Origin of the sequence: Haloarcula salina (assembly GCF_049603855.1) — an archaeon.
GTDB classification, from domain to species: Archaea; Halobacteriota; Halobacteria; order Halobacteriales; family Haloarculaceae; genus Haloarcula; species Haloarcula salina_A.
Map to the genome: position 1 here is coordinate 114,038 of NZ_CP187148.1, position 24,945 is coordinate 138,982.

Genomic DNA, 24,945 nt, shown 5'->3' on the forward strand with positions numbered 1-24,945 from the left:
ATAATTCTGGACAATAGATTTATTACGTTTCGTTCGGTCTCGACAAACGAGATATGAGTGTTCAGCGACAGTACGAACGCGAGTTCGTCCGCACGTTCTTCACGTCGCCGACCGCGGTGGACGGCGAAGACGACTCGGCGAAGATGCTCCGAAGCGCGAGTCGACTCCGGGGGCTACAGGCACCAGACGTCTGGGTCCCGGACAACGAGGACGCGACGGCACCGAACATGCGCGCCGAAGGCGTGAGCAATATCATCGAGGTCGTCTCAGAGCAGGGAAGCGACTTCCCCGGCGAGATCCACCCCCGCGTCGTCTGGCACAGGGAGTCACCGACTACGCGCTACCAGGGGTTCCAGCAGATGCTGGAGGTCGCCGACCCGGACAACGGGGCCGTCGAGCACATCGACGGGTTCGTCATCCCCGAGGTGGGTGACATCGACGACTGGAAGAAGGCCGACGAGTTCCTCACCATCATCGAACACGAGCACGGACTGCCCGAGGGAGGCCTGTCGATGTCCGTGATCGTCGAGAGCGGGGAGGCCGAACTGGCGATGGGCGATCTCCGCGAAGAGATGGGCAAGCCGTCGAACAACCTCGAACGGCTGTTCCTCCTCGTGGACGGCGAGGTGGACTACACGAAGGACATGCGAGCGATGACGCCGACCGGCGAACTGCCGCCGTGGCCCGAACTGCGCCACAACACCTCGCGCGGTGCGAGCGCCGCCGGTCTCATCGCCGTCGACGGCCCGTACGACGACATCCGCGACGACGAGGGATACCGCGAGCGGATGACCGAGAACCGGGCGAAGGGGATGACCGGCATCTGGTCGCTGACCCCTGGGCAAGTCGTCGAGGCGAACACGGCCCCGCTCCCGCCGGAGTCCGGGCGCTGGCTTCTCGCAGTCGGCGACGGCGAGGTGGAACTCGACCCGGTGGACGGCCGGCACGTCTACGACGGCGACGGCCTCTCCCTCGAGGAAACCGGCGATGGCCAGTACGTCCTCGAAGCCGGCGGCGACCGACTCGAACTTTCCGAGGACGAACTGCGCGAGGAACTGCTGGACCGGACCGCCTACGTCCCCAGCATGAACGACATCGTCGACTCGATGGAAGAGTTCGAGGCGGCCAAGGCGGCCGGCAAGGGCGCGATCGCGATGACCCAGTCCGCCACGCTGGTCGTGAACGGTGTCACCGTCGAAATCAGCAAGGACCGGATGTGGGACGAAGCCACGTATCAGGCCGCCCAGACGCCGATCACGCTGTTCCAGGACGTCTACGAACACCGACCGGACCAGCACGAGGCCCTCGAAGATATGTACGGCGAAGACGTCGTCGAGCGCGCGACTGCGGTCGGAAACTGAGCATCCCTCGTTCATCCCGGTGCGTCGACGGTGGTGAGATACCGACACCAGGGCAATTGCCGACGTTGCGTGCCGATACCATAGGTGGTGACCACTCGCGTGTCTCCATCGGGGCTCGTGTGAACACTCCCCACAGGATTTAATTATTATTACTGCGGAATTACAGTATGGCCATCGAGAACGTCGACCAGTCCCGCATAGTCAGTGAACTCGACGCCGACCGACCGGACGCCGATGCGTACCGCAAATTGGCGACGGCCCTCCGTTCGCGCGTCGACGGCGGCGTCGAGTTCGACGAGTACGCTCGCGTCCTCTACGCGACGGACGGGAGTATCTACCGCGCCGAGCCGGCCGGTGTCGTGTTTCCTACTGACGTAGACGATGTCAGAGCGGCGGTAGACGTAGCGACGAGCCACGGAGTGCCCGTCCTCCCGCGGGGAACCGGGTCGTCGCTGGCGGGACAGACAGTCGGTCCGGGATGCGTCGTTCTGGATCTGTCGCGGCACATGACCGATATTCTCGAGGTACGCCCGGACGAGCAGCGGGCGCGAATCCAGCCGGGCGTCGTGCAGGACGACCTGGACGACGCGCTCGCCGCGTACGGACTGAAGTTCGCGCCCGACCCGGCGTCGTCCAACCGGGCCACGGTCGGCGGCGGCATCGGGAACAACTCGACCGGCGCACACTCCGTCAGGTACGGCATCACCGACGCCTACACGGAGGCCGTGACGGCCGTTCTCTCGGACGGGTCGGTCATCGACGCGCGGGAAGTCGTCCTCGATTCGCCCGAATGGGACGAAATCGTCTCGAAGGACGACCGAGAAGCCGAGATTTACCGGACCGTTCGGCGGGTGGTCGAAGACAACGCCGATGAGATCGAGGCCCGCTACCCCGACCTCAAACGTCGCGTGACCGGCTACAACCTCGATCGGGTAATCTACGAGAACGAGGACGGCGACCGAGTGATGAATCTCGCGAAGTTGTTCGTCGGTAGCGAGGGGACACTCGGCGTCATCGTCGAGGCGGAGGTCTCGCTCGTGACAGTGCCCGAGGAGACGGCGCTGGCGCTCTATTGTTTCGACGACCTGGATGCCGCGATGGAGGCCGTTCCCGTCGCGCTCGAGTACGACGTCAGCGCCGTCGAGTTGATGGACGACGAGGTGTTCCGGCTCGCCGCCGACTCCGACGGCTACGCGGAGTACGTGGAGCCGATACCGGACCGGGCGGCCGCCGCGCTCATGCTCGAGTACGACTCCGAACTCCACGACGACTTCGAGGCGGCCGTCGCGCGGACCACAGCGCGGTTCGTCGACGAGGGAGCGGCCTTCGACGTGGTCGAAGCCTACACCGACGATGCCCAGGAGGAACTCTGGAAGCTCCGGAAAGCGGCAATTCCGCTCCTGATGTCGTTGGACGGCGACCCAAAGCCGTACCCGTTCATCGAGGACGCGACGGTGCCGCCGGACGAACTCGCCGACTACGTCCGAAAGTTCGAAGCGGTTCTCGACGACCACGACACGTCGGCCGCGTACTTCGCGCACGCCGGATCCGGGACGCTCCACATCCGGCCGATCCTCAATCTCAAAGCCGAAGCCGGAATCGAAGCGATGCACTCCATCACGGAGGACGTGACCGACCTCGTGCTCGAACATCACGGGTCGTTCTCCGGGGAGCACGGCGACGGGATGGCTCGCACGGAGTTCACTCCGAAGATGTACGGACCGGCACTCTGGGACGCGTTCAAGCAGGTCAAGACGGCGTTCGATCCCGAGTGGTGGATGCACCCCGGAAACGTGGTCTACCGCGACGGCCCGGACGACATCGGGCCGGCCGCCGACCGCGGCGTGGGCGCGGACATGCGCGAGAATCTCCGGTACGGAGCGGACTACCAGTCGATCGAACCGCAGACGACGCTCGACTTCGAAGGCGAAGGCGGGTTCTCGCATCTCGTCGAACTCTGCAACGGCTGTGGGACCTGCCGGCAGACCGGCGACGACGTGATGTGCCCCACCTATCGCGCCTCGAAGGAGGAGATACAGACGACGCGGGGCAGAGCCAATCTCCTGCGGGCGGCCATCAGCGGCGACCTTCCGGAAGAAGAACTCCACTCCGAGCGGTTCCAGGAAGAAGTGCTGGACCTCTGTGTCGGCTGCAAAGGCTGCAAGAGCGACTGCCCGACCGGCGTCGACATGGCGAAGCTCAAGGCCGAACTGAAACACCAGCACCACCGAGCGGCCGGGACAGACCGCCGAGAGCGCCTGTTCGCCAACATCGACACGGCCTCGCGGGTCGGGTCGGCGCTCGCTCCCCTGTCGAACTGGGCGAGCGAACTCCCCGGCGCTCGGCTGGTCATGCAGAAGCTCTTTGGCATCGCCCCGGAGCGAACGTTACCGACGTTCACCCGTGAGACGCTCGTGGACTGGTTCGAGGCGCGCGGGGGCACGACCGTCGCGCGGGCCGACGCCGACCGCTCGGCGCTCCTGTTCCCGGACACCTACACGAACTATTCGTACCCAGCGGCTGGCAAAGCGGCCGTCGAGACGCTCGAAGCGGCTGGAGTCCACGTGACCATCCCCGACGACACTGCCCCGTCCGGTCGCGCGGCGTTCTCGACAGGACTGCTCGACCGTGCCGAAGAACGGGCCCGCGCCAACGTCGACCGATTCGCAGACCGGGTCGCCGGAGGATGGGACGTCGTGTTCGTCGAACCGTCTGACGCGGTGATGTTTCAGGACGAGTACCCAGACCTGCTGGACGGGGCCGACGTGGCGGCCGTCGTCGACAGCGCCTACGGGATCATGGAGTACCTCGACACGTACCGCCTCGACGAAGCGCTGCCCATCGAGGACCGCTCGCTCGGCGTGGCGGACGCGATTAGCTATCACGGACACTGTAACCAGAAGGGGACGAACAAGGACCACCACGCCGTCGGTGTCCTGCGCCGCGTCGGCTACGATGTGGATCCGCTGGACACGACCTGCTGTGGGATGGCCGGAAGTTTCGGCTACCACGACGAGCACTACGACCTCTCGAAGTCCATCGGCCGCCTGCTGTTCGACGCAGTGGACGAGAGCGACGGCGACTACGTCGTCGCCCCCGGCGGGTCCTGTCGGTCGCAGCTCGGCGACCGGGACGGCGTCGACGACATCCCGCCGCATCCGATCGAAGCGGTCGCAGACCGGCTCTGATTCGGGTTCCGGAAGTGGTCCGGCTCCAGTAGACCTTTTACTCGCGACGGACAAGCCCGACTATGAAACTCGCACGGATGCAGACGCCCGACGGCACGGTCGACGGCCGCTACGAAGACGGCATCTTGACCACGGACCACGGAGAGTACGTCGTGGGCCGCGACGGCGACCTGACCGCGCCCTGTTCGCCGTCGGCGCTGTACTGCGTCGGCCGGAACTTCGCCGAGACGCTCGACCAGATGGACTACGACAGACCTGACGAGCCGGACTTCTTCATCAAACCGCCAGCGTCGGTGATCGGCCCCGAGCAGCCCGTTCGCTACCCCGACTGGACCGACGAACTGACCTACGCGGGCGAACTCGTCGCGGTGATCGACGAGCGCTGTCGGAACGTCGACGCCGACGACGTTCCCGAAGTCGTCAGCGGGTACACCGTGCTGAACGACGTCGACGCCCTCGATCAGCAGGGCCGGACGGCGCGCAAAGCCTTCGACACGTCCGCGCCGCTCGGGCCCTGGATCGAGACGGACCTCGACCCGCGAGAGATCGACATGGAGACAGTCATCAACGGCGAGACGCGCCAGGAGGCCAACACGGAACTGATGCTGTTCGACCCGTACGAAATCGTCTCCTTCCTGTCGCGTCGGTTCACGCTCCGCCCGGGCGACGCCATCGCCTTCGGAAGCCCCGCGAACCCCGGAACCGTCGCTCCGGGCGACACCGTCGAGATAACCTACGAGGGCGTGGGTACGCTGCGGAACGATATCGTCTCCGAACGCCGCTGACCAGCCCTGTACCCCATATGGCAAGGCAACCACCCATACGATACACAAAAGGATTTGAGCGCTTGAGAGATAATATGCGATAGTGAGGTTCTAATTAGACATACTAGGCGTAATCAAGATAGTATATGTATCCCTTCCCGTTTCAATCGCATATGTATTTTATGTAGGTCTTAAATGTCCAATTAAAATCCTACTTTGGCTATTTTGGTTCTATGAGAGGTCCTCAGGGCGAGTTTCGCGAAGAGATGTTGCTATCCGGTGCGATTCAGAGAAAGAAGAGAACGGAATCAGGTCATGTCGGCCAGCGGACCGAAGTCGTCCACCGGCAACACGGAGTAGTCGATCGTGAGCGTGTCCTTCGTCGCCCGGATTTTGCCGACGAACGTCGAAATCTCTTCGAGCGAGCCTTCCAGAACGAACAGTTCCATGCAGTGATGCCCGCCGACGTGACTGTGGAAGTTCGACGCGACGATGTCCTCGTGCTCGTGACGGAGGTGCATCATCTTCTCTTCGACGCTCGTCGTCTCGTAATCGAACACCACGGTGACGACACCCATCAGGTCGCGACCTTCGAGTTTCTTGTCCTCGAACTCTCCCAGCAGATTCCGGCTCGCTTCTCGGAGGACCTCACTCCGACCCGTATAGCCGTGGTCGTCCGCGAATTGGTCGATTCGGTCGAGCAGTTCCTCGGGCATCGAGACGCTGACAACGCTCATGTATAACAAATCAGTGCCGTTCAAATATTAAATATTGTTATTTGTAATCTAACGCCTGATAGCAGGCTCGGGTTCGCGCGATCGAACGCGTCGGTCCCGACTGCCCCACGGTGCGCTGTCAGCCGACCGGCAGGTCGATCATCGTTCCGGGACGGTGGCCGAGACTCGTACACAAAAATACAGGACACACGAGCGGAACTCGCCGATGTGCGCGAAGCGGCGATCGGTCTGACCCGGCGCGGCCGTTGACGGTGAACGACGTGATGGAGGCGATAGCCTGTTCGCGGCGGACGGTCCACAACAGGATCGACGAACTCGTCGAACAGATCGCTCACCGTGACCGACGAGTTCGTTCAGTGCGGTCACGGGCCGCGGCCGGTCACCAGTCGTCGGCCGCCGACAGCGGGTCGAAGATCTCGCCCCCGCACTGCTGGCATCTCCCGGCGGTGATACAGAACCCGTCGGCGGTCGGCGTGGCGACGTACACGTTCCCGCAGGCCCGGCACGCGACCGGACACCGCTCGTTCCAGTTTCTCACGTTCCACCCCCCACCGTCCACCGTCGGACGGGTAACCGCTCCGCCGCGACGCGACTCAGAACTCGTCGGCTCATCGCACTAGAGTGGTGAGATATCGGTCTCGTCGAGGTCTATTTCGGCCGCTCGCTCCAGATACGGGCGGAGCTGAGCGGCGTTGCGGTCCAGTTCTAGCATCTCGTCGGAGCGGTCGTACGCGATCACGTCCGCCGCCGCGAGTTTCGGGACGTGAATGTGGACCAGCGACGTGTACATCGCGAGTCGCTCGTCTAAGAACTCCGACGCCGGTGTTCCATGCTCCCACTCGGTAGCGCGACCGGCCACATCGGCCAGCCGCATGGGGTTGGCGTACAGATAGAGGCAGTAGAGAGTGTACCGCCGGCGGCGTGAGGCGATCAATTCGTGAATCGTGTCGAGAGAGAGCTCGGAGTCAGTCACCGGTGTCCCTCTGTCGCTCACCGGCGCGGCGCTCGCTCTCGGGCGACCTCGGCGAACCCGCCCGCTGTCGAGACAGCCACGGCAGGTGTCCTGATTCTGTCATCACTTGCGTCGGTCTCCTCGGGGATTAGTAAGTACGAGAGCGGGCGAGATAGGCACCACCTCTAGACACCTAGGAAAGAGACCGGGAAGGGCGAGCCGTTGCAAGCGCCGAGGTCGGTCGAAATTGGGACGCTTCTGCGGAAACAGATCCGTACGTAGAGGGTATATATCACGAATATTTGGCCGTGATGCTTTTCAGTTGTCACCAAGTGATGGTAGGTATTCAACATGTTGCGAGCGAGGGCCGGGGCGCTCTACGTCGGCCCCGACCACACCACCGCCGAAACGTACAGCACCACGTTGGAGCGAGCGGGATACACGGTCGATACGGCGATCTCTCCGACCTCGTGCGTCGACCGCATCACCCCGGACACGGAGTGCGTGGTCTGTTCGCTCGACCTCGACGACACGGACGGACTCGCGGTTCTCAGGTCGGTCCGCGACGCGTATCCCGACCTCCCGTTCGTCCTCGTCGCGAGCGACGGGAGTGAAGCCGTCGCCAGTGATGCCATCGCGGCTGGCGTGACCGACTACCTCCCGACGGACGGCGGGGTGCCGACCGACCTGGTCGAACGGGTCGACGCTGCCGTGGCGGCTCGGCGAGAGCAGGACTCCGGCGCGACCGAGGGGCGTGTACTGCGGGAGCTCGGCGACATCGTGACCTCCCACGACCAGTCGTTCACCGAGGAGGTCGAGTCACTCCTCCGGGTCGGTCGGGAGACGCTCGACATGGACTACGCGACGCTCTCGCGTGTCGAGGGCGAGGAGTACGTGCTCGAAGCGGTCGACGGACCCCGCGGGACGGACCTGAGCGCCGGCGACCGGTTCCCGCTCGGTGCGACGAACTGCGAGCGCGTCGTCGAGGCCGAACGGACGGTCGTCCGAGCCGGTATCGAGAGCAAGACGGCCGGAGCGGAGGACCCGCCGGTCCGCCTCGACGGGGGCCTCTCGCAGTACGTCGGGACGCCCGTCAGCGACGGGACCGACGTCTGCGGGACGCTGTGTTTTTACACCGAGGAGCCGGGGACCGCCTCGATAACGGACCGTGACGTCGCTGTCGTGGAACTGCTCGGTCGCCTGGTCAGCGACTGCATCCAGCGGGACCGCTACGCCGACCGGCTCTCGTCGTTCGAGGCCGCGTTCCCCGACGTCGGACTAGTCTTCGACGCGGACGGGCGGTTCCGTAACTGCATCGCCGGAGAGACCGCGTCCGCACTGCTCTACGACGACCCCGAGCACATGGTGGGCCGGACCGTCCACGAGGTCCTGCCCGAGGAGACGGCTGTCGCAATCCAGGGAGCGATCGACGAGGCGCTGGAGACCGGACGGCTCCAGTCCGTCGAGTACGAACTGGACGTGCAGGCGGGGACCAGGTACTTCGAGGGGCGAGCCGCCGCAGTCGCGAGGAGGGAATACGGTCGAGAACAAGTCGTGTTCGTCGCGCGCGACATCACCGAGCGCACGGAGCGCGAGCGGCGACTCGAACGGGCCGAGACGAGCTTTCAGAACGCGCAGGACGGGATCTTTCTCGTCGACGTTGCAGACGACGAGTTCGTTATCGAGCGCGTGAACCCCGCCTACGAAGCGATGACCGGACTCTCGGCGGAGGACGTCCGCGGGCGGACGCCACGCGACATCCTCGGCGACGAACTCGGCGGCGAGATCGTGGAACGCTATCGGGAGTGCGTCGAGCGCGGCGAGCCTCTCGAGTACGCCGAGCAGCTGCCACTGCCGACGGAGTCGACGTACTGGAACACGAAGCTCGCGCCGATCAGCGAGGACGGCGAGGTGAAACAGCTCGTCGGCGCGACGCGCGACATCACGGAGCGCACAGAGCGCGAGGAGGAACTCACGTATCGCCGGGCACTGCTCGAGGCGCAGGCCGAGACGGGCATCGACGGACTGCTCGTGGTCGACTCGGACCGGAACGTTCGCTACCACAACGACCGCTTCCTCGACATCTGGAACATCCCCCAGTCGGTCGCGGCTGCGCAGTCGGACCGGGAACTCCTCGACGCGGTTCGCGACACCGTCGCCGACCCAGAGGCGTTCTTCGAGAAGGTAGAGCACCTCTACGACAACCCCGATGAGGTGAGCCGCGACACGATTCGACTGGAGGACGGGCGATACCTCGACAGGTACTCGGCCCCCGTCGTCGACGGCGAGACGCAGTACGGGCGGCTGTGGGTGTTCCGGGACATCACCGACGAGAAGATACGCGAGGTTACGCTCAAACGCCAACGCGACGAGCTGGCCGCGTTGCACCGCGTCGACACGCTCACCCGCGGGATCATGAAGCGCCTCCAGCGCGCCGCGACTCGGGAGGAGATCGAGACGGCGGTCTGTGCACATCTCACCGAGACGGACCTGTATCAGACGGCCTGGATCGGCGCGGTGGAGCAACAGTCGGACGGTGACCCGACGATCACACCGCGGACGGCATCCGGCGTCGACGACGCCTATCTGGAGGGGATGCCGCAGGCGAACAATCCGGCGGTTCGAGCGGCCCGGACGGGGTCCGTCGAAGTCATTCCCGACGTGGAGACAGCTGACGGCGTCCCCGACTCGCGACGGGAGATCGAGATCGAACACGGTCACCACACGCTCGCGACGGTCCCGCTCACGACCGGTGACACGACGTACGGCGTCCTCGTCGTCTACGCCCCGCGAGAGCACGTGATCGACGACGAGGAACGGGCGGTGCTTTCGGACCTCGGACGAATCGTCGCCTACGCCATCCAGCGGGTGCAGAGTCAGCGCTCGCTCACCGCCGAATCCGTCTTCGAACTCCGGATACGGATCGAGGACACCGACCTCGCGTACGGTCGGGTGACCACCGAACTGGGCTGTGAACTCATCTTCGAGCGACAGGTCCCGACCAGCGGCAGCTCGGCGGTCCAGTACTTCGCGGTCGGGGGTGCGGATCCAGACCGCGTCGCGGCCCGGCTCGAATCGGCCGCGTTCGTCGAGACCTGTTCCGTTGCCCGCAACGGCGGCGACGGGACGGGGCTCGTCGAGGTGGTCGTCGACGGCTGCGGCGAGAGTCCGTTCGACGTGGTGACCAACCACGGCGCGTCCCTCACCGAAGCGCGCGTGCGAGACGGCGACATCTCGCTCACGGCGGAGGCTGCACCGGGAATCGACGTTCGCGGGCTGGTCGGCGCGATACAGGACGTCACCCCGGGAGCGACGCTCACGAGTAAGCGCCTCCGTGACCGGCGGACGACGACGGTCCCGGAGGTCAAGGGGTGGATCAGCGACGAACTGACACAGAAGCAAGAAGCGGCCCTGAGTACGGCGTACACCCGCGGCTACTTCGAGTGGCCGCGCGAGAGTAACGCCGAGGAGGTCGCGGCTCCGATGGACGTGTCCTCGGCGACGCTGCACTATCACCTCAGAAACGGTCTCCAGACGCTACTGAGTCTGTACTTCGAACCGGACTGTCGGCACACCCTGTAAGGCACTCGCACGTTCGAAGGGCGGCCCTCGGCTCTAGACACTTGGAAGACACACTTCTGGTCCCTGTCACGAGTGAATATTGTATGATGAATACGGCCGAGCGCCGACCGCGAGCGCGCATAACCGACGCGAGCGAGAACCGCACCGCCCGACCGTCAGCTGACGACTCGGCGGTCGGCACGCACGTCGACGCGTGGATTGGTCGAGACTCGCTTCGGCCGGCGACGTGGGAGCGCACTCGCGAACGGTTGGCGTCGCTGGAAGCGACGGGCCGAATCGAGTCGTACACCGTCCGAGAGTGGGGACAGGTCACGAGTCCGAACGGGCGAGGGAGCGAAGGGCGACCGCTCGGCTACCGGGACGTGCTTAGCGCGTTCGAGAACTGGGCCGAACGCGAAGGTGTCACGCTCCTGCCGGGGTTTCAGACCAGCAACGCGACCGCGAGACAGCCAGCGGAGACCTCGATCGAGTTCGTCCCGCCAGTGCCCTGTCTCGGTGTCTACGAGGCGGGGTCCCTCGACGCCGTCTTCCCGCACATCGACGGCGAGCGCGTCGTGACCGTCACGGACGGCCTCGCCGGCCTCAGGAACCGAAACGCGTAGCCGACCGCGGAAGACGCCCGAACGCAGGAACTGTTCTCCTCTGGGAGTTAGTAGCCAACGGCGAGTTGCGTGTGGACCGCGTCGCCGGTCTCGAGTTCGTCGGCGAACGCGACGGCGAAGTCCTCCATCGAGATGTGGCTGTCGCCGTCCTCGGTGGCGACAAGTTCGCCCCTCGCCGTCCGGTACTCGCCGGTTCGCTCGCCGGGTTCGATGAGCGCTGGGGGCGCGACGTACGTCCACCGGAGGTCGTCGACGCCGTCGAGGATACCGTAGGCGTCGATGGCAGCGCTCGCGACGGGCTTCCACTCCTCGGGGAAGTCCTCAGTCTCGATGAGTTGGGTGTCAGGCCCCACGTTCAGGATGCCCGCACCGCCCGTCCAGACCAGTCGATCGACCGACGCGCGCCGCATCCCGTCGACGACGGCCTCGAGCATCGTCGAGAGGCGGTCAGGTGATTCGTCGTCGCTCGGACCGAGCGCCGAGGCGACTGCGTCGTGACCCGCCGCGAGGCGGGCGATCTGGTCCGGTTGGGTCGCGTCCCCGGCCACGGCGACGAAGTCGGCGTCGTCGATGCCGTCGACCTCGCCGCTCCGTGAGACGCCGGTCACCGCGTGTCCGCGGTCGAGGAGTTCGCTCGCGATTCGTCGTCCGATCCGTCCGCTTGCACCGAGTAGGAGTACATCCATCGTGTGTTAGTTCGTAGTAGTCGTCAGTCGATGCCGTGGCGGTGGGCGTGCGGCCACGCCGCCATAGCTAGTCTTGCAGAGCGACCGTGATATATCTCAGCGAACGGCGGCATAACCAGGTCACATCGACGTCACCGGGGGTCGAATAGCGTGACTGCGCAGGATACACGAGAACCGACAGGGATGGTGGGTCGGTGACCGCCATCGACTGTCAGAGGCGATGGTGGCGAAGGTCCCAATATGACGGTCCCGATCCGAGAAAGATGTAGGTCGCCCTGTGTTGTAAACGTTGGTGGCGGAACAGACGCGGCGTATCGAGGGACTCGCCGCTCACTGGCATCACCGAAACATGGGAGAGGACCCATGTGCCTCTGACAGTGAAATTGGGCAACCCACACAACGGGTGACAGGGCCTGCCCAGTTGTGAGAATTATCACGACCCTCAAAAGTGTTCTGCTACATTCAGAAATCGAAACCGCATTCCTGACCCCGGATCCCTCGAATCGGCCGCCACTAATCCTCCAAGAGTGCCCGCCCTTCGAGTCCAAGATAGCGAGTCCCCGTATTTCTCAGGCTCGAAAAATATCATAAGCAGATAATACCTGCGTGATCGATGGGAGTTTCGAGAATCGGACCAGAACCGCCATACGTTGACGCTCCGACGACTCCCCTATCGTATGAGAGTCCACTCCGATGAGCAGAAGCTTGACCAGTCAACAGAGAAAGTACTGACCCGGCGGCGGGCGCTCGAAGGCGTCCTCAGCGTGGCGGCCACGGCGACCGCGCTCCCCGTTCTGAGCGGCGAGGCGGCGGCACACTTCCCCACGGCGTTGGCCGTCGACGTGCAGCCGGATAACGCACGGAACTTCATCGATCTCGAGGCCCACGACTCGGTGACCGTCGCCGTCAGTCCGTCGACCGTCTTCGAGAACGACGGCGAATCGACGACCTTCGAACCGACGGAGAGAGCAGTCCGGTATCGGTTCGGTTCGCGCCACGCGCTCGAAGGTGACGGTGGCGCACGACCGGTAGACGACGGCGAGGTCGTGCAACTGAACGACGGACACGGGAGCGGGAGCGAAGCGCTCGCACTGACGTTTCCGGTTGCCGACACTGGCTTCGACGGCGGAGAGGAGACCGGGTGGCTCTACTGGGAGCGCGACGAGTCGGGCGACCACGGTTACGCCGGCGTCGACTCCGTGCGGGTGTACGGGACGGACACCTCGAATCGGAAGCTGCTCGACCTCCTCAGACAGCTCGTGAGCGTCGACGACGAGTGACACCGCCCTGCGACCCCGAGCGGACGGGGCGACGAACCGGGTGAGGAGCAGGGAAGCCAGCTCCCGGGCACGGCCGACCAGGAACATCACTCGATCGCAGTGCTCGTCGAGTCGCGGCAGAAGCCGCTCGTGAACGCGTGATCTTCCGTGAGTCAGGAGCAGGCTCTCCGAACACGACGGATAACTGATGTCAATTTTCTCGGTGACAGTGGACGGACCCGTACTATTCATATTCGACGATAGTCACTACTATTGTCACGCAGTGTGGCGAATTCACATGGCCCTCCCCCGCTGGTTCCCGCTCGCGCGTAACGAAGCCAGGATACTTCTCACGTCGAAGGGTCCCTGGGCGCTCGCAGTGCTCCTGATCCTCTGGGCGTACCGTCCGAGTTACATCGCGTGGGACGGACTCGGCCCGGACATGACGGTCGGGTTCGTCCAGACGACCGCGACGATCGTCCTCCCGCTCGGTGCGCTGCTGTTGAGCTATCAGTCGATCGTCGGCGAGCGCCGCTCCGGGAGCCTGAAGTTCGTTCTCGGACTGCCGCTCACACGAACGGACGTACTGCTCGGCAAGGTCCTGGGGCGGAGTGTCGGAATCGCGGTGCCCGTCACGGTGTCCGCATCGGCACTCGGCCTGATCGGTCTCGTCAGGTTTGGACTCTTCTCGCCGCTTCGCTTCCTCGGTGTCCTCCTCGTGACGCACCTGTACGTCCTGGTCCTCGTCTCCGTCGCCACGGCGGTGTCGGCGGTGACGACGAGCACGGTCCGTGCGACGGGCGTGGTCTTCGGCGTCTTCTTCCTCCTGCTGACCGTGTTCTGGAAGGTCATCGCGTCGAACGTCTACAGCACTGTGAGCGGACGTGCGGCGAACCCGTACGACGCGCCCGCCGACGGCCTGCTGTTCGCGCTCCTCAGAGTCTCACCGGACCGGTCCTATCGGCTCCTGACGAACTGGGTTCTCGGCGTCGGGAACTCTGGCGCGGGCTTCGAGGCGGTGATCACGAAACTCCAGACGCCCACGTCCATCAACGTCTTCGCCGTTGAATCGGCGTTCGGGTCGGCGCCGATTCCGGTCTATCTCCACGAAGCGACCGGGGTCGTCGTGCTCGTGGTGTGGCTCGTCGTCCCGCTCGGCATCGCGCGGTACCTCTTCGAGCGAGGTGATCTGGTGTGACGACCCCGGCCATCGAAACGGACGGACTCACGAAACGCTACGGCGAGACCGTCGCCCTCGAGCGCCTCGACCTGTCCGTCACGCGAGGCGAGGTGTTCGGCTTCCTCGGTCCGAACGGTGCCGGCAAGTCGACGACGATCAATCTGCTGTTGAACTACGTCAAACCGACCGAGGGAACGGCCCGGGTCCTCGGATACGATCCCTGGGACGAGGTGGTCGAGTGCCACCGCCGAGTGGGTATTCTACCCGACCGGTACGACACCTACGACGGACTCTCGGCCCGGCGGCACCTCGAACTGGTGAGAGACACCAAGCGAGCGGACGACGACCCCGAGGCGCTGCTCGAACGGGTCGGTCTGGCCGACGCCGTCGATCAGCCGGCGGGCGAGTTCTCCCAGGGGATGGAACAGCGCCTGGCGCTCGCGATGAGTCTCGTCGGGGAACCGGACCTCCTGATCCTCGACGAACCGTTCACCGGACTCGACCCGCACGGTGTGGCGCTGGTGCGAGACGTGGTCGCGGCCGAATCAGAGCGCGGTGCGACCGTGTTCTTCTCCAGTCACGTCCTCGGACAGGTCCAGGTGGTCTGTGATCGGGTCGGGATCCTGCATCAGGGCCGGCTCGTCGACGAGGGGAGCCTCGACGAACTCCGGTCGAAACTCGACCTCGCTGACGACGCGACGGTCGAAGACGTGTTCGTCGATCTCACGGCCGACTCCGCCCGATCCGGGGAGGACGTTCGATGAGACGCCGCCGATACCTCGGCGTCGCGAGTGCGGCCCTCGTGGGGCTTTCGGGCTGTCTCGGTGACGCCGAATACACGGTCAGCGAGGTCTCCGCCCCGGAGACACAGGGACCGCTCACGCTCGGCGTGGAGCTAGTCGACAGTTCTGTGACCGTCGACAGCCCCGCTCGGCTGTCGTTCACGCTCCGAAACGACGGTGGCGGCGCGCTCAGCGTTCGAACCACCGGCGTCTGGCCGTTCGGACTCCTCGCACTCGCGCCGCCGGACGACCGCGGCCCGGAGAAAATTCTCCTCCTGTCCGACCAGTACGCCGAGTCGGACCACGTCGAAGTGTCGAGAAATAGCGTCGGAAACGACAACGAGCCGCTCGTCCGACAGCTAACCCCCGGAGAATCGGTGTCCCGGCAGTACGAGATTCACGGCGACCGGCTCTACGGCGCCGGACCGTACACGCTTCGGGGGTACTTCGAACCGGTCGTGCTCTCCTATCAGAGCCCAGGGGACACGGACTGGACGGCATTTCGTCCCGCGGTCACCGTCACGGTGAGAGAGCGGTCGCTGCTCCCCTGATCGAAGGCCGACGGCCCGGCCCGTCGAGCGGTCGGGACGGTCGACTCACGCCCCGAGCGCTTCGAGCACGCGCTGACACGCCGATGGAACGCTCCGGGCCCGCGCCGCCGCAGTCGTGTACTGTCGGATCTCGTCGTCGAGGCGCTCGGGGCGGACCTCGCCGCGATACCGAGCGAGCGCGTCGTCGGTGAAGGAAACGGCGGTCGCCGCGTCCGCGAGTACCGGCCGGGCCAGTGCCGGACGCGGACTCTCGTCGAGCGCCGTGCGGATCGCATCGAGCGCCCGAGTGCGCGTCGCGCGTACGTCCGAGACGTCTTCGACACGGAACTGCTCGCCGTCTGTGATCCGCTCGCGAACCCGGTCGTGCGCCGAGAAATCGACCAGCCCTCGCGTCGCGGACAGTATCGCACTCGCGGGACCGGGCGCTCCGGCGACCCGCTTGAGGCTCGAGACGGCGTCGTCTCGGAGTTCGGCCCGTAGTCGCCGGGACAGTTCCAGACTGTCTTCGGTCGACTCAGGAGGCAGGTCTGCTCGTCGGTCACGAAGCGCCGATGTAAGCGTGTCGACCGCGTTCGTCAACGACGCTTCGACCGTACCGGCGTCGTCCGCGAGCGACGACCCGAGGCGGTCGTACAGATAGCGGCTGTCGGCCACCAGCGCACGAGCGGTCTCGGCGTGTTCGCCCCACTCGGCGACGGCCAGCAGTGAGCCGGTGGCCGCGTAGATCGACGGGTCTCGCTCGCCGCCGACGCGGTCGAGGTTCCGTTCGATGCGGGCGTGGACTAGCGCCGCGTCGACGGGATCGCCGCCGAGGTATCGGTGGTCCGTTCGGAGCGTCTCGGCGTCGTTCAGGGCCCCGAGGTACTCGGCCCGAAGGTCCTCGTCAGTCGCCGTCCCGTCGGCGAACGCCCACCCGGCGGCGGCGTAGCGGGCCCGGGTGCGTGCGTCCCTGAGCGAGCGGAGCGCCGCGAATCGGGTCCGCGCCGTCCTGGCCTGTTCGACCGCCTCCGACGCGTCGTCGGCCGCATCGACGAGGCGTCGTCTGACGTGTCCGTTCGGGACAGCGTCGGGGCCGAACGGGATCGGGACCGTCTCGAGCAGGTCCGTGACACGGCGCGTCGTTTCGGCGAGTCGAGCGCGCTCGATATCGACCGGCACGCTCTCGACGACGATGGGGTCGGCCGCGCCGTCGTCGGTGAGGTCCGAGAGGTGGTAGCTCCGAATCGGGTCACGTGACGACCCGGAGAGTGAGTCGAGACCGGAACAGCCCGCGAACAGCGTCGCTCCGGCCGCCGCGAGGAACCCGCGACGAGTCGTGGACGCGTCGCGCATTACCGGGCACCTCCGTCAGGTGCTCGTCGCCCCATGCTCGACCCGCCACCACCACCGCTGCCACCTTCTGCCCGAGCGCCGCCGGGCGCACCGCATCGACTGCTTCCGCTGACACTCGTGCCGAACGAGCGCACCGATTCCGCGTCGAGCGCCACGGGGAGGCGAATGAGCCGCGACTCGAACACCGTCGCGCCGTCCCGGCAACGCTCGTCGTAGGGGCGAAGCGGGCGGACGTAGTCCGTCTCGATCTCGGTGGGTCCCCACGAGATCTGACAGAGCCGCAGGCGAAAGCACTCCTCGACCCGTCTCGTTTCGAGGTAGAGCGTCTCGGCGTCGAACGCCGTCTCGGCGACGAACGACGACACGCGGTCTGCGTCCTCGTCGGCGGCGACCCTGAGCTGGTCGGCTCGGTCCCGCGTGTCGATGATCTCGTACTGATCGCGAGTGCGATACGGCGACGGCGGTGGCGAATCCGTCTCGGTCGCGTCGGGGTCGACGAGCCGTATCGGTGGAACGTCAGAGCCGCCCCGGAGGCGGACCATCGGCGGATCGGTCTCGGAATCGCTCGCGGGAGGGGCGTCCTCGCTCTCGGTACTCGATCGGGACGAGCGCGCGCTGCCGCCGGAAAGCGTGTCACAGCCGGCGAGGGCGGTGACCGCTGCCGTCGCTACGTGGAGGAAGCGTCGTCGGGTTCGGGGGACCATTGTGCTACCTAGCTCAGTGTGGACAGCGGCTAAAGGAGATTGTGGAACCCGCCCGCGCCGTGCTGGCGAGCGTGACGGCCGCGGAATCGAGAGTGTCTACGCCTCGCCGTCGGGGTTCTGCCGCAGGTCCTCGTCGAGGAGTTCCCCGCGCGTGTGCCAGGTCCGCGGGCGACAGCAGATGGCGAGCGCGCCGAGGTAGACGACCACGACGGCGGCGGAGACGAACGCACCGGGGAGCGACCCGACGGCCGCGCTCGCCGGCCACGGCGTCTCGGCGAACGCGGTCACGCGCAGCACCCACGCGCCATTGAGGACGGTGAACAGCGGGAAGTACACGCGCCGGAGTCGGTGGGCCAGCGCCTCTTCGACGGAGATTTTGAGGCGAGGCGACAGATAGTCCTGAGCCAGTGACTCGCGCCAGCCCTCGTTCGCGAGGCCGATGTCCGGGTCGAGACCGACGGCCCAGACGTGCTGTTGCAGATCGCGTACGCGCGAACGCCACACGTCGTATGCGCGGTAGCGACGGGCCTCGATGACGAGGAACATCGCCACAGCGGCGTCACCGACCAGGATGACGTAGTGGGGATTCGACTCGCTCGAGAACGCCCACGTGAGGACGGCGGCCATCAGGAGCACCGCCCAGTTGGTCGTCTTGTCGAGGCGCTCGCGCCAGAGCTTCATCCGGTGGATCTCACCACGGTAGAGGTGCGCCATGGCAGAGCTCGGCCCCATGTCCCGGTCGAGGAGCCCCTCGCCGACGAACGGGTCGGAGCCGCGCCGGTCGTTGCCCGACTCGTCTGTGGCCGCGCCGTCTGCGCCGGATTCCGACGCTGTCGCCGAGGACTCGCCGGCGTCGGCCCGCTCGCAATCATTCATTGTCGGGCCTAGGCCGTCACAGTCCATAATGTTTGTGTGAGTATTGTCCAAAATTGTAAGAACTATTCGGCGACAGATCGCGCTACTTCAGTCTCCGGTCAGCGCGTCCTGGCTCGCGGCGCAGTTGTTGGGGCCGAGTTCCAGTTCGAACGCCTCCTCGTCGTCGGCGGACCGCTGGCCGAGGTTCGTCGCGATGATGTCCTCGTAGTTGGCCGGACGCGGAGGCATGTCCGCGAGCACGACGTCGACGAACTCGCCCTCGTCGGCCGTGAGGGCGTCCATCTCCTCGACGAGCGTGCCGATCGTCTCGGTGTAGGTCCCGTCGTCGGCCGGGTCCGCAGCATCGCTGAAGTGCGCGCCGCCGACGAGCACGTCGTCGTCCTGGGCGAGCACCGTCTGCTGGAGCGTCTCGTAGAGTTGCCGGGCCGCGTCGGGAGCCCCCTCGTCGCCCTCCTCCAGATCCGGACGGGCCACGCTCTCGATGAAAAGCCCGTCGCCGGTCGTCAGGAGGCTGTCGCCGACGAGGTAGGATGTCATGCCGGTGGTGTGGCCGGGCGTGTGGAGCGCCTCGACCTCGGCGTCGCCCACTTCGAAGATGTCGCCGTCTGTTGCGGTCTCCAGGTCGTCGGCGTAGGTCACGCCGCGTTGGACGGCCGCCTCTGGGATGACCCCGGTGACGCCCTCGTCGTCGAGCGCGCGAACGCCGCTGATGTGGTCGGCGTGGATGTGCGTGTCGAACGCGTACGTGAGTTCGACGCCCAGTTCCTCGGCGTCCGCGAGGTAGCGGTCGGTGAAGGCCCGCAGCGGGTCGACGATTGCTGCCTCGTCGCCGTCGACGACGAGGTAGCCGAGACAACCGCTGGAGGGGCGCTGGTACTGATAGACCGTGCCCGGTCCGTCGTACCTCGTGACCTCCTCGCGCTCGTAGATCCTGGCCCACTCGTTCATGCCGCCGGCGAGGTGGACCACGTCGCGGCCCGCCTCGGCGAGCGTGCCGGCGACGTACTCGCTGGCCCCGCCCTTCGCGCACAGGACGACCAGCGGGTCACCTTCGGGGACCTGTTCGTACACCTCGTCGTCGACGTCGTCGTCGAGGAAGTGGAAGTACGGGACGTTCGCGATGTCGACGGTCTCGCCCTCGACGTGCCACTCCTCGAAGTCGCCCTCCATCCGGGCGTCGAGGATCGTCACGTCCTCGCCGTCGTCGATGCGTCGCTTGAGTTCGCGCGGTTCGAGTTCGTCGACCTCGGCGTCTGGGGTCGGGAAGTCTTCCGGGTTCATTGTACACTCACCGATTAGCGACTGATCGCCTTATATCTTGTGTGTTTTGTGCAATACTCCAAACTCCAGTGTGGCGGAGACGGGCCCATCGAACACGAACAGTACGTCGCGCGAAAGCAGAAACCATCGGTTCGAGGGGTGACAGTCAAAAATTCGAATTTCCGTCGGTGTGATTGCTCGCGTTCAGGCGTCAAGGTCGACAGGCCGCTCCGAGGGAACGTTGCGTAGTTCGCGCACGGCACTGTAGGTGACCGCTCCGCTGACCAGCAGCGCTGCTCCGAGGATGATGGCGAGGCTGACGGAGTCCAACACCGGCATCTCCAACAGGCCGCCGATCTGCCGCACGGCGACCGCGAGCGCGCCGAGGAGCAACATGATGCCGAAGTACACCTTGATGTCCTCCTCTGCGACGAGGGCCGTCGCCGCCGCACCCAGGCGCGCCCCGAGGGCGCTCCCCGCGAGCAGCGGCACGACGATGCTCAGGTCGACCGCGCCGGACTGCGCGTACAGCAGGCTCCCGATCCCGCCCGAGAAGACGATCTCGAAGAGGTCCGTCCCCACGGCGATGGGGACCGGGACGCCGATGAGGTAGAACAGCGCGGGCATGCGGATGAAGCCGCCGCCGACGCCCAGGAAGCCCGAGAGCAGTCCGGTCGCGAACGCCACGCCGAGGATGAGCCACAGGGAGACGGTGTAGCCCCCACGGAGGTGGATCATCGGCCAGACCCGGTAGGACTGGATTGTCTGTGCGATCTCGGGGATCTCCGCGTCTTCGACGCTGGCGTCCTCGACGTCGTGATCCAGACCGCCCCCACCGTCCCCTTTCAGGGCTTCGCGCGTCACGAACGCGCCGATACCGCCCAGCAACAGGACGTAGGCGACGCTGACGACCGAGTCCGCCAGGCCCATGTGCTGGAGTGCCTCCAGCCCGATCTTCCCGACTTCGAGGCCGGCAGTGGTGCCGGCGATCATCAGGAAACCGAGCTTGTAGTCGACCTGCCCGAGGTCGCGGTGCTTGAGCGTGGCGATGACCGAGGTCCCGAAGACGAACGCGAGCCCGGACCCGACTGCGACGTTCGGCTCGTAGCCCATCACCAGCAGTGCCGGCGTCACGAGGAACGACCCACCCATCCCGAAGAAGCCGAACAGGATGCCGATCAGCAGGCCGAAGCCGGCGAACGTCGCCAGCAGCGCCGCGCTCACGCCCATGATTTCCATCATCGGTTTCCACCCCCGTTCTCGGCCGTGGGACACCGACGCAAGACCGCGTCAGCGAGCGCACATCGCCCCTGCAAGACACGCTTCAGCGAGGGACCGAACACCGCTTCGAGGCCGCCGTACCCCACGTACAGCACGATCGCTTCGACGAGTACCACGCCGACGAGCGCGGCCGCCTGGAGGCCGGGTCCGAGCGATTCAATTCCGAACATGGTTCTCCGACGTTCCCTCCGATATTGTGTTTCTGGTGAAATACTGCACAGTCGTGCTACTCGGCAGAGATAGATAACGGTTGTGGGCCAGTAGTACAATACTATATCGGGATAACGAATCGGTGGTGATGCATAACGTATGAGTGGCTACGGGCCTCGGATAGGGGCCGGTGCATGGGCTCCGACCGCAGGACGAAGGGGTCACGCGCGGCTCGTCGGGTGAGTGTGTGAGAACAGTGGTGAAAACGAGAGTCGGGGAGAGAACCGAGAGGCTGCGGATTCAGTCGGCCGCCGTCGGGCCGGCGGTAGCGTCGGTCAATTGCGAGCGGAGGAACCCCTGTGCGTACGCGCCGAGGAACATGCCGCCGATGGCCCAGAGAATCGGCCAGTTACCGATGCCGACGCTCGCGTACGCCGCGCCAGGACAGATGCCGGAGACGCCCCAGCCGACGCCGAATATCGCGCCGCCGGCCACGACGTTGCGGTCGAAGGACTTCAGCCGGCGGACGTACTCCTCGCCGGTGAGCGGAGCCCGCCCGCGCAGACGCGTCGCGACGGCGAAAGTCACACCGGAGACGACGGCCGCGCCGCCCATGACGAACAAGAGGCCGAGGTCCTCGAACTGGAGGAATTCGAGGACGACCTCGGGTCGGGCCATGTGGCTGTACGCGAGCCCGAACCCGAAGATCAGCCCGCCGAGGAGGACGCTCAGGTGGAACGCCGCGCCGCGCCGGCTCACGGCGTCACCCCCAGGGCCTGTACGAGCTGTGCGGTCCCGATAGCGATGGCCATGAACGTGGCGACGTTCACGAGCGACGTTCGCGACATCGAGCCGACACCGCAGACGCCGTGGCCAGAGGTACATCCCTTGCCGAGGCGCGTCCCGACGCCGACGAGTATCCCGCCGCCGAGCAGTCGCCACCACTGGACGTCCGTCGTCCAGGCGCCGCCCTGCCAGCCGACGGCGTAGACGGCTGCGCCGAGGACGATGCCGAGGGTGAACACGACGCGCCAGTCGCGCGAGGCGACGTACGAGCCGCGGTTGAAGCGTGGGACCGACGAGACGTACGAGAGCGTCGACTCCAGGAACGTGCTCGCGCCCGCGATGATTCCGGTCGACAGATAGATGAACGCGACGCCGCCGCCGATGAGCGCGCCACCGATCGCGTACCGCGCGATACCGTGGGGGAACAGTTCGGCTCCGATCATCGGTTCGAACCGCCTCCCGGGCCGAGTCTGCGTGCGTTTTCGGTCATGTAACACCCGACTGTACTGGCCGAATACGCAAAAGGATTTTCATAGAACACCACTAATTACACAATACTAATTCGCCGTCGTCGGCCTATACTGGTCGACAAACCGCATATACTCGTTTTGAGGAACTACTGTAGTGGGCAATACCGACACAATTAACAAGTCCCCACCCAGTATTGTACGATGAAGACAACACATGAGTCTCGAAACAGATGTGACCCAAACGCTCGACGTGAAAGGTGCCGCCTGCCCGATGCCGGTGGTAAAGACCAAACAGGCCGTCGACGACCTCTCGGCGGGCGACCTCCTCGAAGTCGTTGCTACAGACTCGGGGAGCATGAGCGACATCGACGGCTGGGCCTCGGGGACCGACGGCGTCTCGCTGGTCGACCAGGAGGAACGGGACGAGGGCGGTGAGACCGTCTACGTCCACTACGTGCAGGTGGAAGAATGAGCACGGAGACAGAGGACGCACCGGACGCTGACGCGCCGGCAGCAGAGGGCGAAGCGGCCGACGTGGAAGCCCTCCGCGAGCGCGTCGACGAACTGGAGGAGCAGCTGTCCGACGCCGCAGTCGAGACGGACGACGATACGAAGTCGATGGTCATCGTCGCGACGAAGGGGACGCTCGACATGGCGTACCCGCCGCTGATCCTCGCCTCGACCGCGGCCGCCTTCGGCTGGGACGTGACGGTGTTCCACACGTTCTGGGGCCTCGACATCCTCCACGAGGAGCGCTCGAAGGACCTCAAGCTCAGCGCCGTCGGGAACCCGAACATGCCGGTCCCGAACGCCATCGCGTCGCTGCCGGGGATGGACCGGATGACGACCAAGATGATGCGAAAGCGCATCGACGACAACGAGACGGCGAGCATCGCGGAACTGCTCGACACCTGCTTCGACATGGGCGTCGAGATGCAGGCCTGCCAGATGACCATCGACCTGATGGACTACGACGAGGACGACTTCTACGACGGCGTCACGGTCGGCGTCGGCGCCGCGACGGCGCTCGAACGCATGGCCGACGCCGACGTGCAACTGCTCGTCTGACCCCGGTCGACCCCGCCGACCTCGCCGTGTGCGTTCGTGCTCCCACCGACTGCCCGCAGTGTTGTGCATGATTTGCATAACCCTTTTTATCGGTAGAGACCGTAGAAGAACGTATGCCAGACTCGATGGCCGAGATGCTCAGGCAGGACATGGAGTGCGAGGGCTTGCTCGAGTGTCTCCACGGATTGAAAGACCTCGACCGAGAGTGTTTCCAGGTGCTCGCCGAGAGCGACGGGGCGCTGACCGTCGACGAGATCGCCGACCGGATCGAACGCGAGCGCTCGACCGCCTACCGCTCGATCCAGCGACTGCTCAACACGGGCCTCGTCCAGAAAGAGCAGATCAACTACGACCAGGGCGGCTACTACCACGTGTACTACCCGGCCGACCCCGACGCGGTCGCCGACGATATGCAGCGGCTCCTGAACGATTGGTACGCCCAGATCGGCACGCTCATCCAGGAGTTCAGGACCAAGTACGAGGACACCGCCGATCCGGTTCCGGTCGACGACTGACGGATTGCTTTTCGCGCGAGCGTGCTGACTCGACCGCTCCGCTCTCGACCCTAATTTCGGACAGCAGTATTCTTAGGTATTGGGAATAGTGCACAATATTATCCTCCCGGGGCTCGAAGCGTCAACTGCACCATGTCAGGCTACGCAATCGTCCTCGCCTCGCGCGAACTGTCCCGCGTGCAGGCGGTCAGCACTATCGCGTCGGTCGCCGCGGCCTCCGACGTACCCGTACAGATATTCGCGACCATGGACGGGCTGCTCCCGTTCCAGACGGAGACGGTCGAGTCCGGCGACTTCGATGTCGGTCCGGTCGGCGCGAAGATGCTCGAGGCAGACGGCGCGGAGATGCCGCTGTTCTACGAGCAGTTCGCGCAAGCGAAAGCTATCGGCGACATCGAACTGTACGCCTGCGAGATGGCGATGGACCTCCTCGAGACCGACCTCGACGACTACGTCGACGTCTTCGACGACACGCTCGGCGTGTCGGGCTTCCTCAACCGGGCGCGAGACAAACAGGTCGTCTTCGTCTGACGGCCTACTCAGTATTGCACGACAACCGCACAGCGAACACCACAGACCACGGAACCCACGACAATGAACGACGCAGAATACGACCCCGACGTCACCATCGACTCCCGCGACGCCACCTGCCCCGGTCCGCTGATGGACCTCATCGGCAAGGTCAAAGAGGCCGAATCGGGCACCGTCATCGAACTCCAGACCACCGACAGCGGCTCCAGGAGCGACGTACCGGAGTGGCTCGACGAAGCGGGCCACGACCTGCTCGACAGCGTCGACAACGGCGACTACTGGAGCCTGTTCGTCAGGACGAACTAGCCCAGTATCGGCGTTCGAGAAC

General features: G+C 65.5%; 25 protein-coding genes and 1 pseudogene. 14 read left to right on the forward strand and 12 right to left on the reverse strand.

The window, feature by feature from the left end:
* Window positions 1-53 precede the first annotated feature (53 nt).
* The 3 genes from aceB (at window position 54) to ACOZ4I_RS17905 (ending at window position 5,334) form a co-directional block, all read left to right on the forward strand.
* Window positions 54-1,361, forward strand: coding sequence for a malate synthase AceB (gene aceB / locus ACOZ4I_RS17895; RefSeq protein WP_424005250.1), 1,308 nt, complete (start codon window positions 54-56; stop codon window positions 1,359-1,361).
* A 167-nt stretch (window positions 1,362-1,528) separates the two neighbouring features.
* The gene (locus ACOZ4I_RS17900; protein WP_424005251.1) at window positions 1,529-4,549 is read left to right on the forward strand and encodes an FAD-binding and (Fe-S)-binding domain-containing protein; all 3,021 of its coding nucleotides are present in this window, start codon (window positions 1,529-1,531) and stop codon (window positions 4,547-4,549) included.
* A 62-nt stretch (window positions 4,550-4,611) separates the two neighbouring features.
* Window positions 4,612-5,334, forward strand: coding sequence for a fumarylacetoacetate hydrolase family protein (locus ACOZ4I_RS17905; RefSeq protein ID WP_424005253.1), 723 nt, complete (start codon window positions 4,612-4,614; stop codon window positions 5,332-5,334).
* 287 nt (window positions 5,335-5,621) lie between these two features.
* Here the strand turns inward: ACOZ4I_RS17905 and ACOZ4I_RS17910 are convergent, their stop codons facing one another.
* The 3 genes from ACOZ4I_RS17910 to ACOZ4I_RS17920 all read right to left on the reverse strand — a co-directional run bounded on the left by ACOZ4I_RS17910 (window position 5,622) and on the right by ACOZ4I_RS17920 (window position 7,023).
* Entirely contained in the window at window positions 5,622-6,050 is a 429-nt protein-coding gene (locus tag ACOZ4I_RS17910) for a CopG family ribbon-helix-helix protein (RefSeq protein ID WP_424005255.1), read from the reverse strand.
* A gap of 379 nt (window positions 6,051-6,429) precedes the next feature.
* On the reverse strand, window positions 6,430-6,588 hold the full coding sequence (locus ACOZ4I_RS17915; RefSeq protein ID WP_424005256.1) for a hypothetical protein: 159 nt from the start codon (window positions 6,586-6,588) through the stop codon (window positions 6,430-6,432).
* 78 nt (window positions 6,589-6,666) lie between these two features.
* Complete coding sequence (locus tag ACOZ4I_RS17920; RefSeq protein WP_424005258.1) at window positions 6,667-7,023, reverse strand: DUF7344 domain-containing protein; 357 nt, start codon at window positions 7,021-7,023, stop codon at window positions 6,667-6,669.
* A gap of 330 nt (window positions 7,024-7,353) precedes the next feature.
* Between ACOZ4I_RS17920 and ACOZ4I_RS17925 the strand changes: the two genes are divergently transcribed.
* Complete coding sequence (locus ACOZ4I_RS17925; RefSeq protein ID WP_424005260.1) at window positions 7,354-10,584, forward strand: PAS domain-containing protein; 3,231 nt, start codon at window positions 7,354-7,356, stop codon at window positions 10,582-10,584.
* An 83-nt stretch (window positions 10,585-10,667) separates the two neighbouring features.
* A complete protein-coding gene (locus ACOZ4I_RS17930; protein ID WP_424005262.1) occupies window positions 10,668-11,186 on the forward strand; it encodes an HTH domain-containing protein in 519 nt (172 codons plus the stop codon).
* 47 nt (window positions 11,187-11,233) lie between these two features.
* Here ACOZ4I_RS17930 and ACOZ4I_RS17935 read toward each other — a convergent pair whose 3' ends face one another.
* Window positions 11,234-11,872 carry an NAD(P)-dependent oxidoreductase gene (locus tag ACOZ4I_RS17935; RefSeq protein WP_424005263.1) on the reverse strand — a complete coding sequence of 213 codons (639 nt, stop codon included), beginning with the start codon at window positions 11,870-11,872 and terminating at the stop codon, window positions 11,234-11,236.
* A 677-nt stretch (window positions 11,873-12,549) separates the two neighbouring features.
* Here ACOZ4I_RS17935 and ACOZ4I_RS17940 point away from each other — a divergent pair.
* The 4 genes from ACOZ4I_RS17940 to ACOZ4I_RS17955 all read left to right on the forward strand — a co-directional run bounded on the left by ACOZ4I_RS17940 (window position 12,550) and on the right by ACOZ4I_RS17955 (window position 15,644).
* On the forward strand, window positions 12,550-13,152 hold the full coding sequence (locus ACOZ4I_RS17940; protein WP_424005265.1) for a hypothetical protein: 603 nt from the start codon (window positions 12,550-12,552) through the stop codon (window positions 13,150-13,152).
* Between the two features lie 277 nt (window positions 13,153-13,429).
* Window positions 13,430-14,329, forward strand: coding sequence for an ABC transporter permease (locus tag ACOZ4I_RS17945; protein ID WP_424005266.1), 900 nt, complete (start codon window positions 13,430-13,432; stop codon window positions 14,327-14,329).
* The gene (locus tag ACOZ4I_RS17950) at window positions 14,326-15,075 is read left to right on the forward strand and encodes an ABC transporter ATP-binding protein (protein ID WP_424005268.1); all 750 of its coding nucleotides are present in this window, start codon (window positions 14,326-14,328) and stop codon (window positions 15,073-15,075) included. The genes ACOZ4I_RS17945 and ACOZ4I_RS17950 overlap by 4 nt, the downstream gene beginning before the upstream one ends.
* The gene (locus ACOZ4I_RS17955) at window positions 15,072-15,644 is read left to right on the forward strand and encodes a hypothetical protein (RefSeq protein ID WP_424005269.1); all 573 of its coding nucleotides are present in this window, start codon (window positions 15,072-15,074) and stop codon (window positions 15,642-15,644) included. The genes ACOZ4I_RS17950 and ACOZ4I_RS17955 overlap by 4 nt, the downstream gene beginning before the upstream one ends.
* A gap of 45 nt (window positions 15,645-15,689) precedes the next feature.
* Here ACOZ4I_RS17955 and ACOZ4I_RS17960 read toward each other — a convergent pair whose 3' ends face one another.
* The 8 genes and pseudogenes from ACOZ4I_RS17960 to ACOZ4I_RS17995 all read right to left on the reverse strand — a co-directional run bounded on the left by ACOZ4I_RS17960 (window position 15,690) and on the right by ACOZ4I_RS17995 (window position 22,476).
* Complete coding sequence (locus ACOZ4I_RS17960; RefSeq protein ID WP_424005271.1) at window positions 15,690-16,976, reverse strand: hypothetical protein; 1,287 nt, start codon at window positions 16,974-16,976, stop codon at window positions 15,690-15,692.
* Window positions 16,976-17,680 (reverse strand): hypothetical protein, encoded by a 705-nt coding sequence (locus ACOZ4I_RS17965; RefSeq protein ID WP_424005273.1) that lies wholly within the window; start codon window positions 17,678-17,680, stop codon window positions 16,976-16,978. The genes ACOZ4I_RS17960 and ACOZ4I_RS17965 overlap by 1 nt, the downstream gene beginning before the upstream one ends.
* Window positions 17,681-17,776: 96 nt before the next feature.
* Window positions 17,777-18,556, reverse strand: a complete 780-nt coding sequence (locus tag ACOZ4I_RS17970) for a DUF2270 domain-containing protein (RefSeq protein ID WP_424005274.1) — start codon at window positions 18,554-18,556, stop codon at window positions 17,777-17,779.
* Window positions 18,557-18,643: 87 nt separating this feature from the next.
* Entirely contained in the window at window positions 18,644-19,837 is a 1,194-nt protein-coding gene (locus ACOZ4I_RS17975; RefSeq protein ID WP_424005275.1) for an MBL fold metallo-hydrolase, read from the reverse strand.
* Between the two features lie 183 nt (window positions 19,838-20,020).
* Complete coding sequence (locus ACOZ4I_RS17980) at window positions 20,021-21,055, reverse strand: sulfite exporter TauE/SafE family protein (RefSeq protein ID WP_424005389.1); 1,035 nt, start codon at window positions 21,053-21,055, stop codon at window positions 20,021-20,023.
* A gap of 68 nt (window positions 21,056-21,123) precedes the next feature.
* Window positions 21,124-21,267 (reverse strand): annotated as a pseudogene (locus tag ACOZ4I_RS17985) (DUF7512 family protein); the annotation flags it as partial.
* Window positions 21,268-21,547: 280 nt separating this feature from the next.
* Window positions 21,548-22,006: a DUF6691 family protein gene (locus ACOZ4I_RS17990; protein WP_424005277.1), complete on the reverse strand. Its 459-nt coding sequence runs from the start codon at window positions 22,004-22,006 to the stop codon at window positions 21,548-21,550.
* Window positions 22,003-22,476 carry a YeeE/YedE family protein gene (locus tag ACOZ4I_RS17995; protein ID WP_424005279.1) on the reverse strand — a complete coding sequence of 158 codons (474 nt, stop codon included), beginning with the start codon at window positions 22,474-22,476 and terminating at the stop codon, window positions 22,003-22,005. The genes ACOZ4I_RS17990 and ACOZ4I_RS17995 overlap by 4 nt, the downstream gene beginning before the upstream one ends.
* Window positions 22,477-22,717: 241 nt before the next feature.
* Between ACOZ4I_RS17995 and ACOZ4I_RS18000 the strand changes: the two genes are divergently transcribed.
* From ACOZ4I_RS18000 to ACOZ4I_RS18020, 5 genes are all read left to right on the forward strand, one after another.
* Window positions 22,718-22,975 (forward strand): sulfurtransferase TusA family protein, encoded by a 258-nt coding sequence (locus tag ACOZ4I_RS18000; protein ID WP_424005281.1) that lies wholly within the window; start codon window positions 22,718-22,720, stop codon window positions 22,973-22,975.
* The gene (locus tag ACOZ4I_RS18005; protein ID WP_424005283.1) at window positions 22,972-23,571 is read left to right on the forward strand and encodes a DsrE/DsrF/DrsH-like family protein; all 600 of its coding nucleotides are present in this window, start codon (window positions 22,972-22,974) and stop codon (window positions 23,569-23,571) included. The genes ACOZ4I_RS18000 and ACOZ4I_RS18005 overlap by 4 nt, the downstream gene beginning before the upstream one ends.
* Window positions 23,572-23,684: 113 nt before the next feature.
* Entirely contained in the window at window positions 23,685-24,086 is a 402-nt protein-coding gene (locus tag ACOZ4I_RS18010; protein ID WP_424005285.1) for a helix-turn-helix domain-containing protein, read from the forward strand.
* A 132-nt stretch (window positions 24,087-24,218) separates the two neighbouring features.
* Window positions 24,219-24,617, forward strand: a complete 399-nt coding sequence (locus tag ACOZ4I_RS18015; RefSeq protein ID WP_424005286.1) for a DsrE/DsrF/DrsH-like family protein — start codon at window positions 24,219-24,221, stop codon at window positions 24,615-24,617.
* A 63-nt stretch (window positions 24,618-24,680) separates the two neighbouring features.
* Window positions 24,681-24,923: a sulfurtransferase TusA family protein gene (locus tag ACOZ4I_RS18020; RefSeq protein ID WP_424005288.1), complete on the forward strand. Its 243-nt coding sequence runs from the start codon at window positions 24,681-24,683 to the stop codon at window positions 24,921-24,923.
* Window positions 24,924-24,945: the final 22 nt, after the last annotated feature.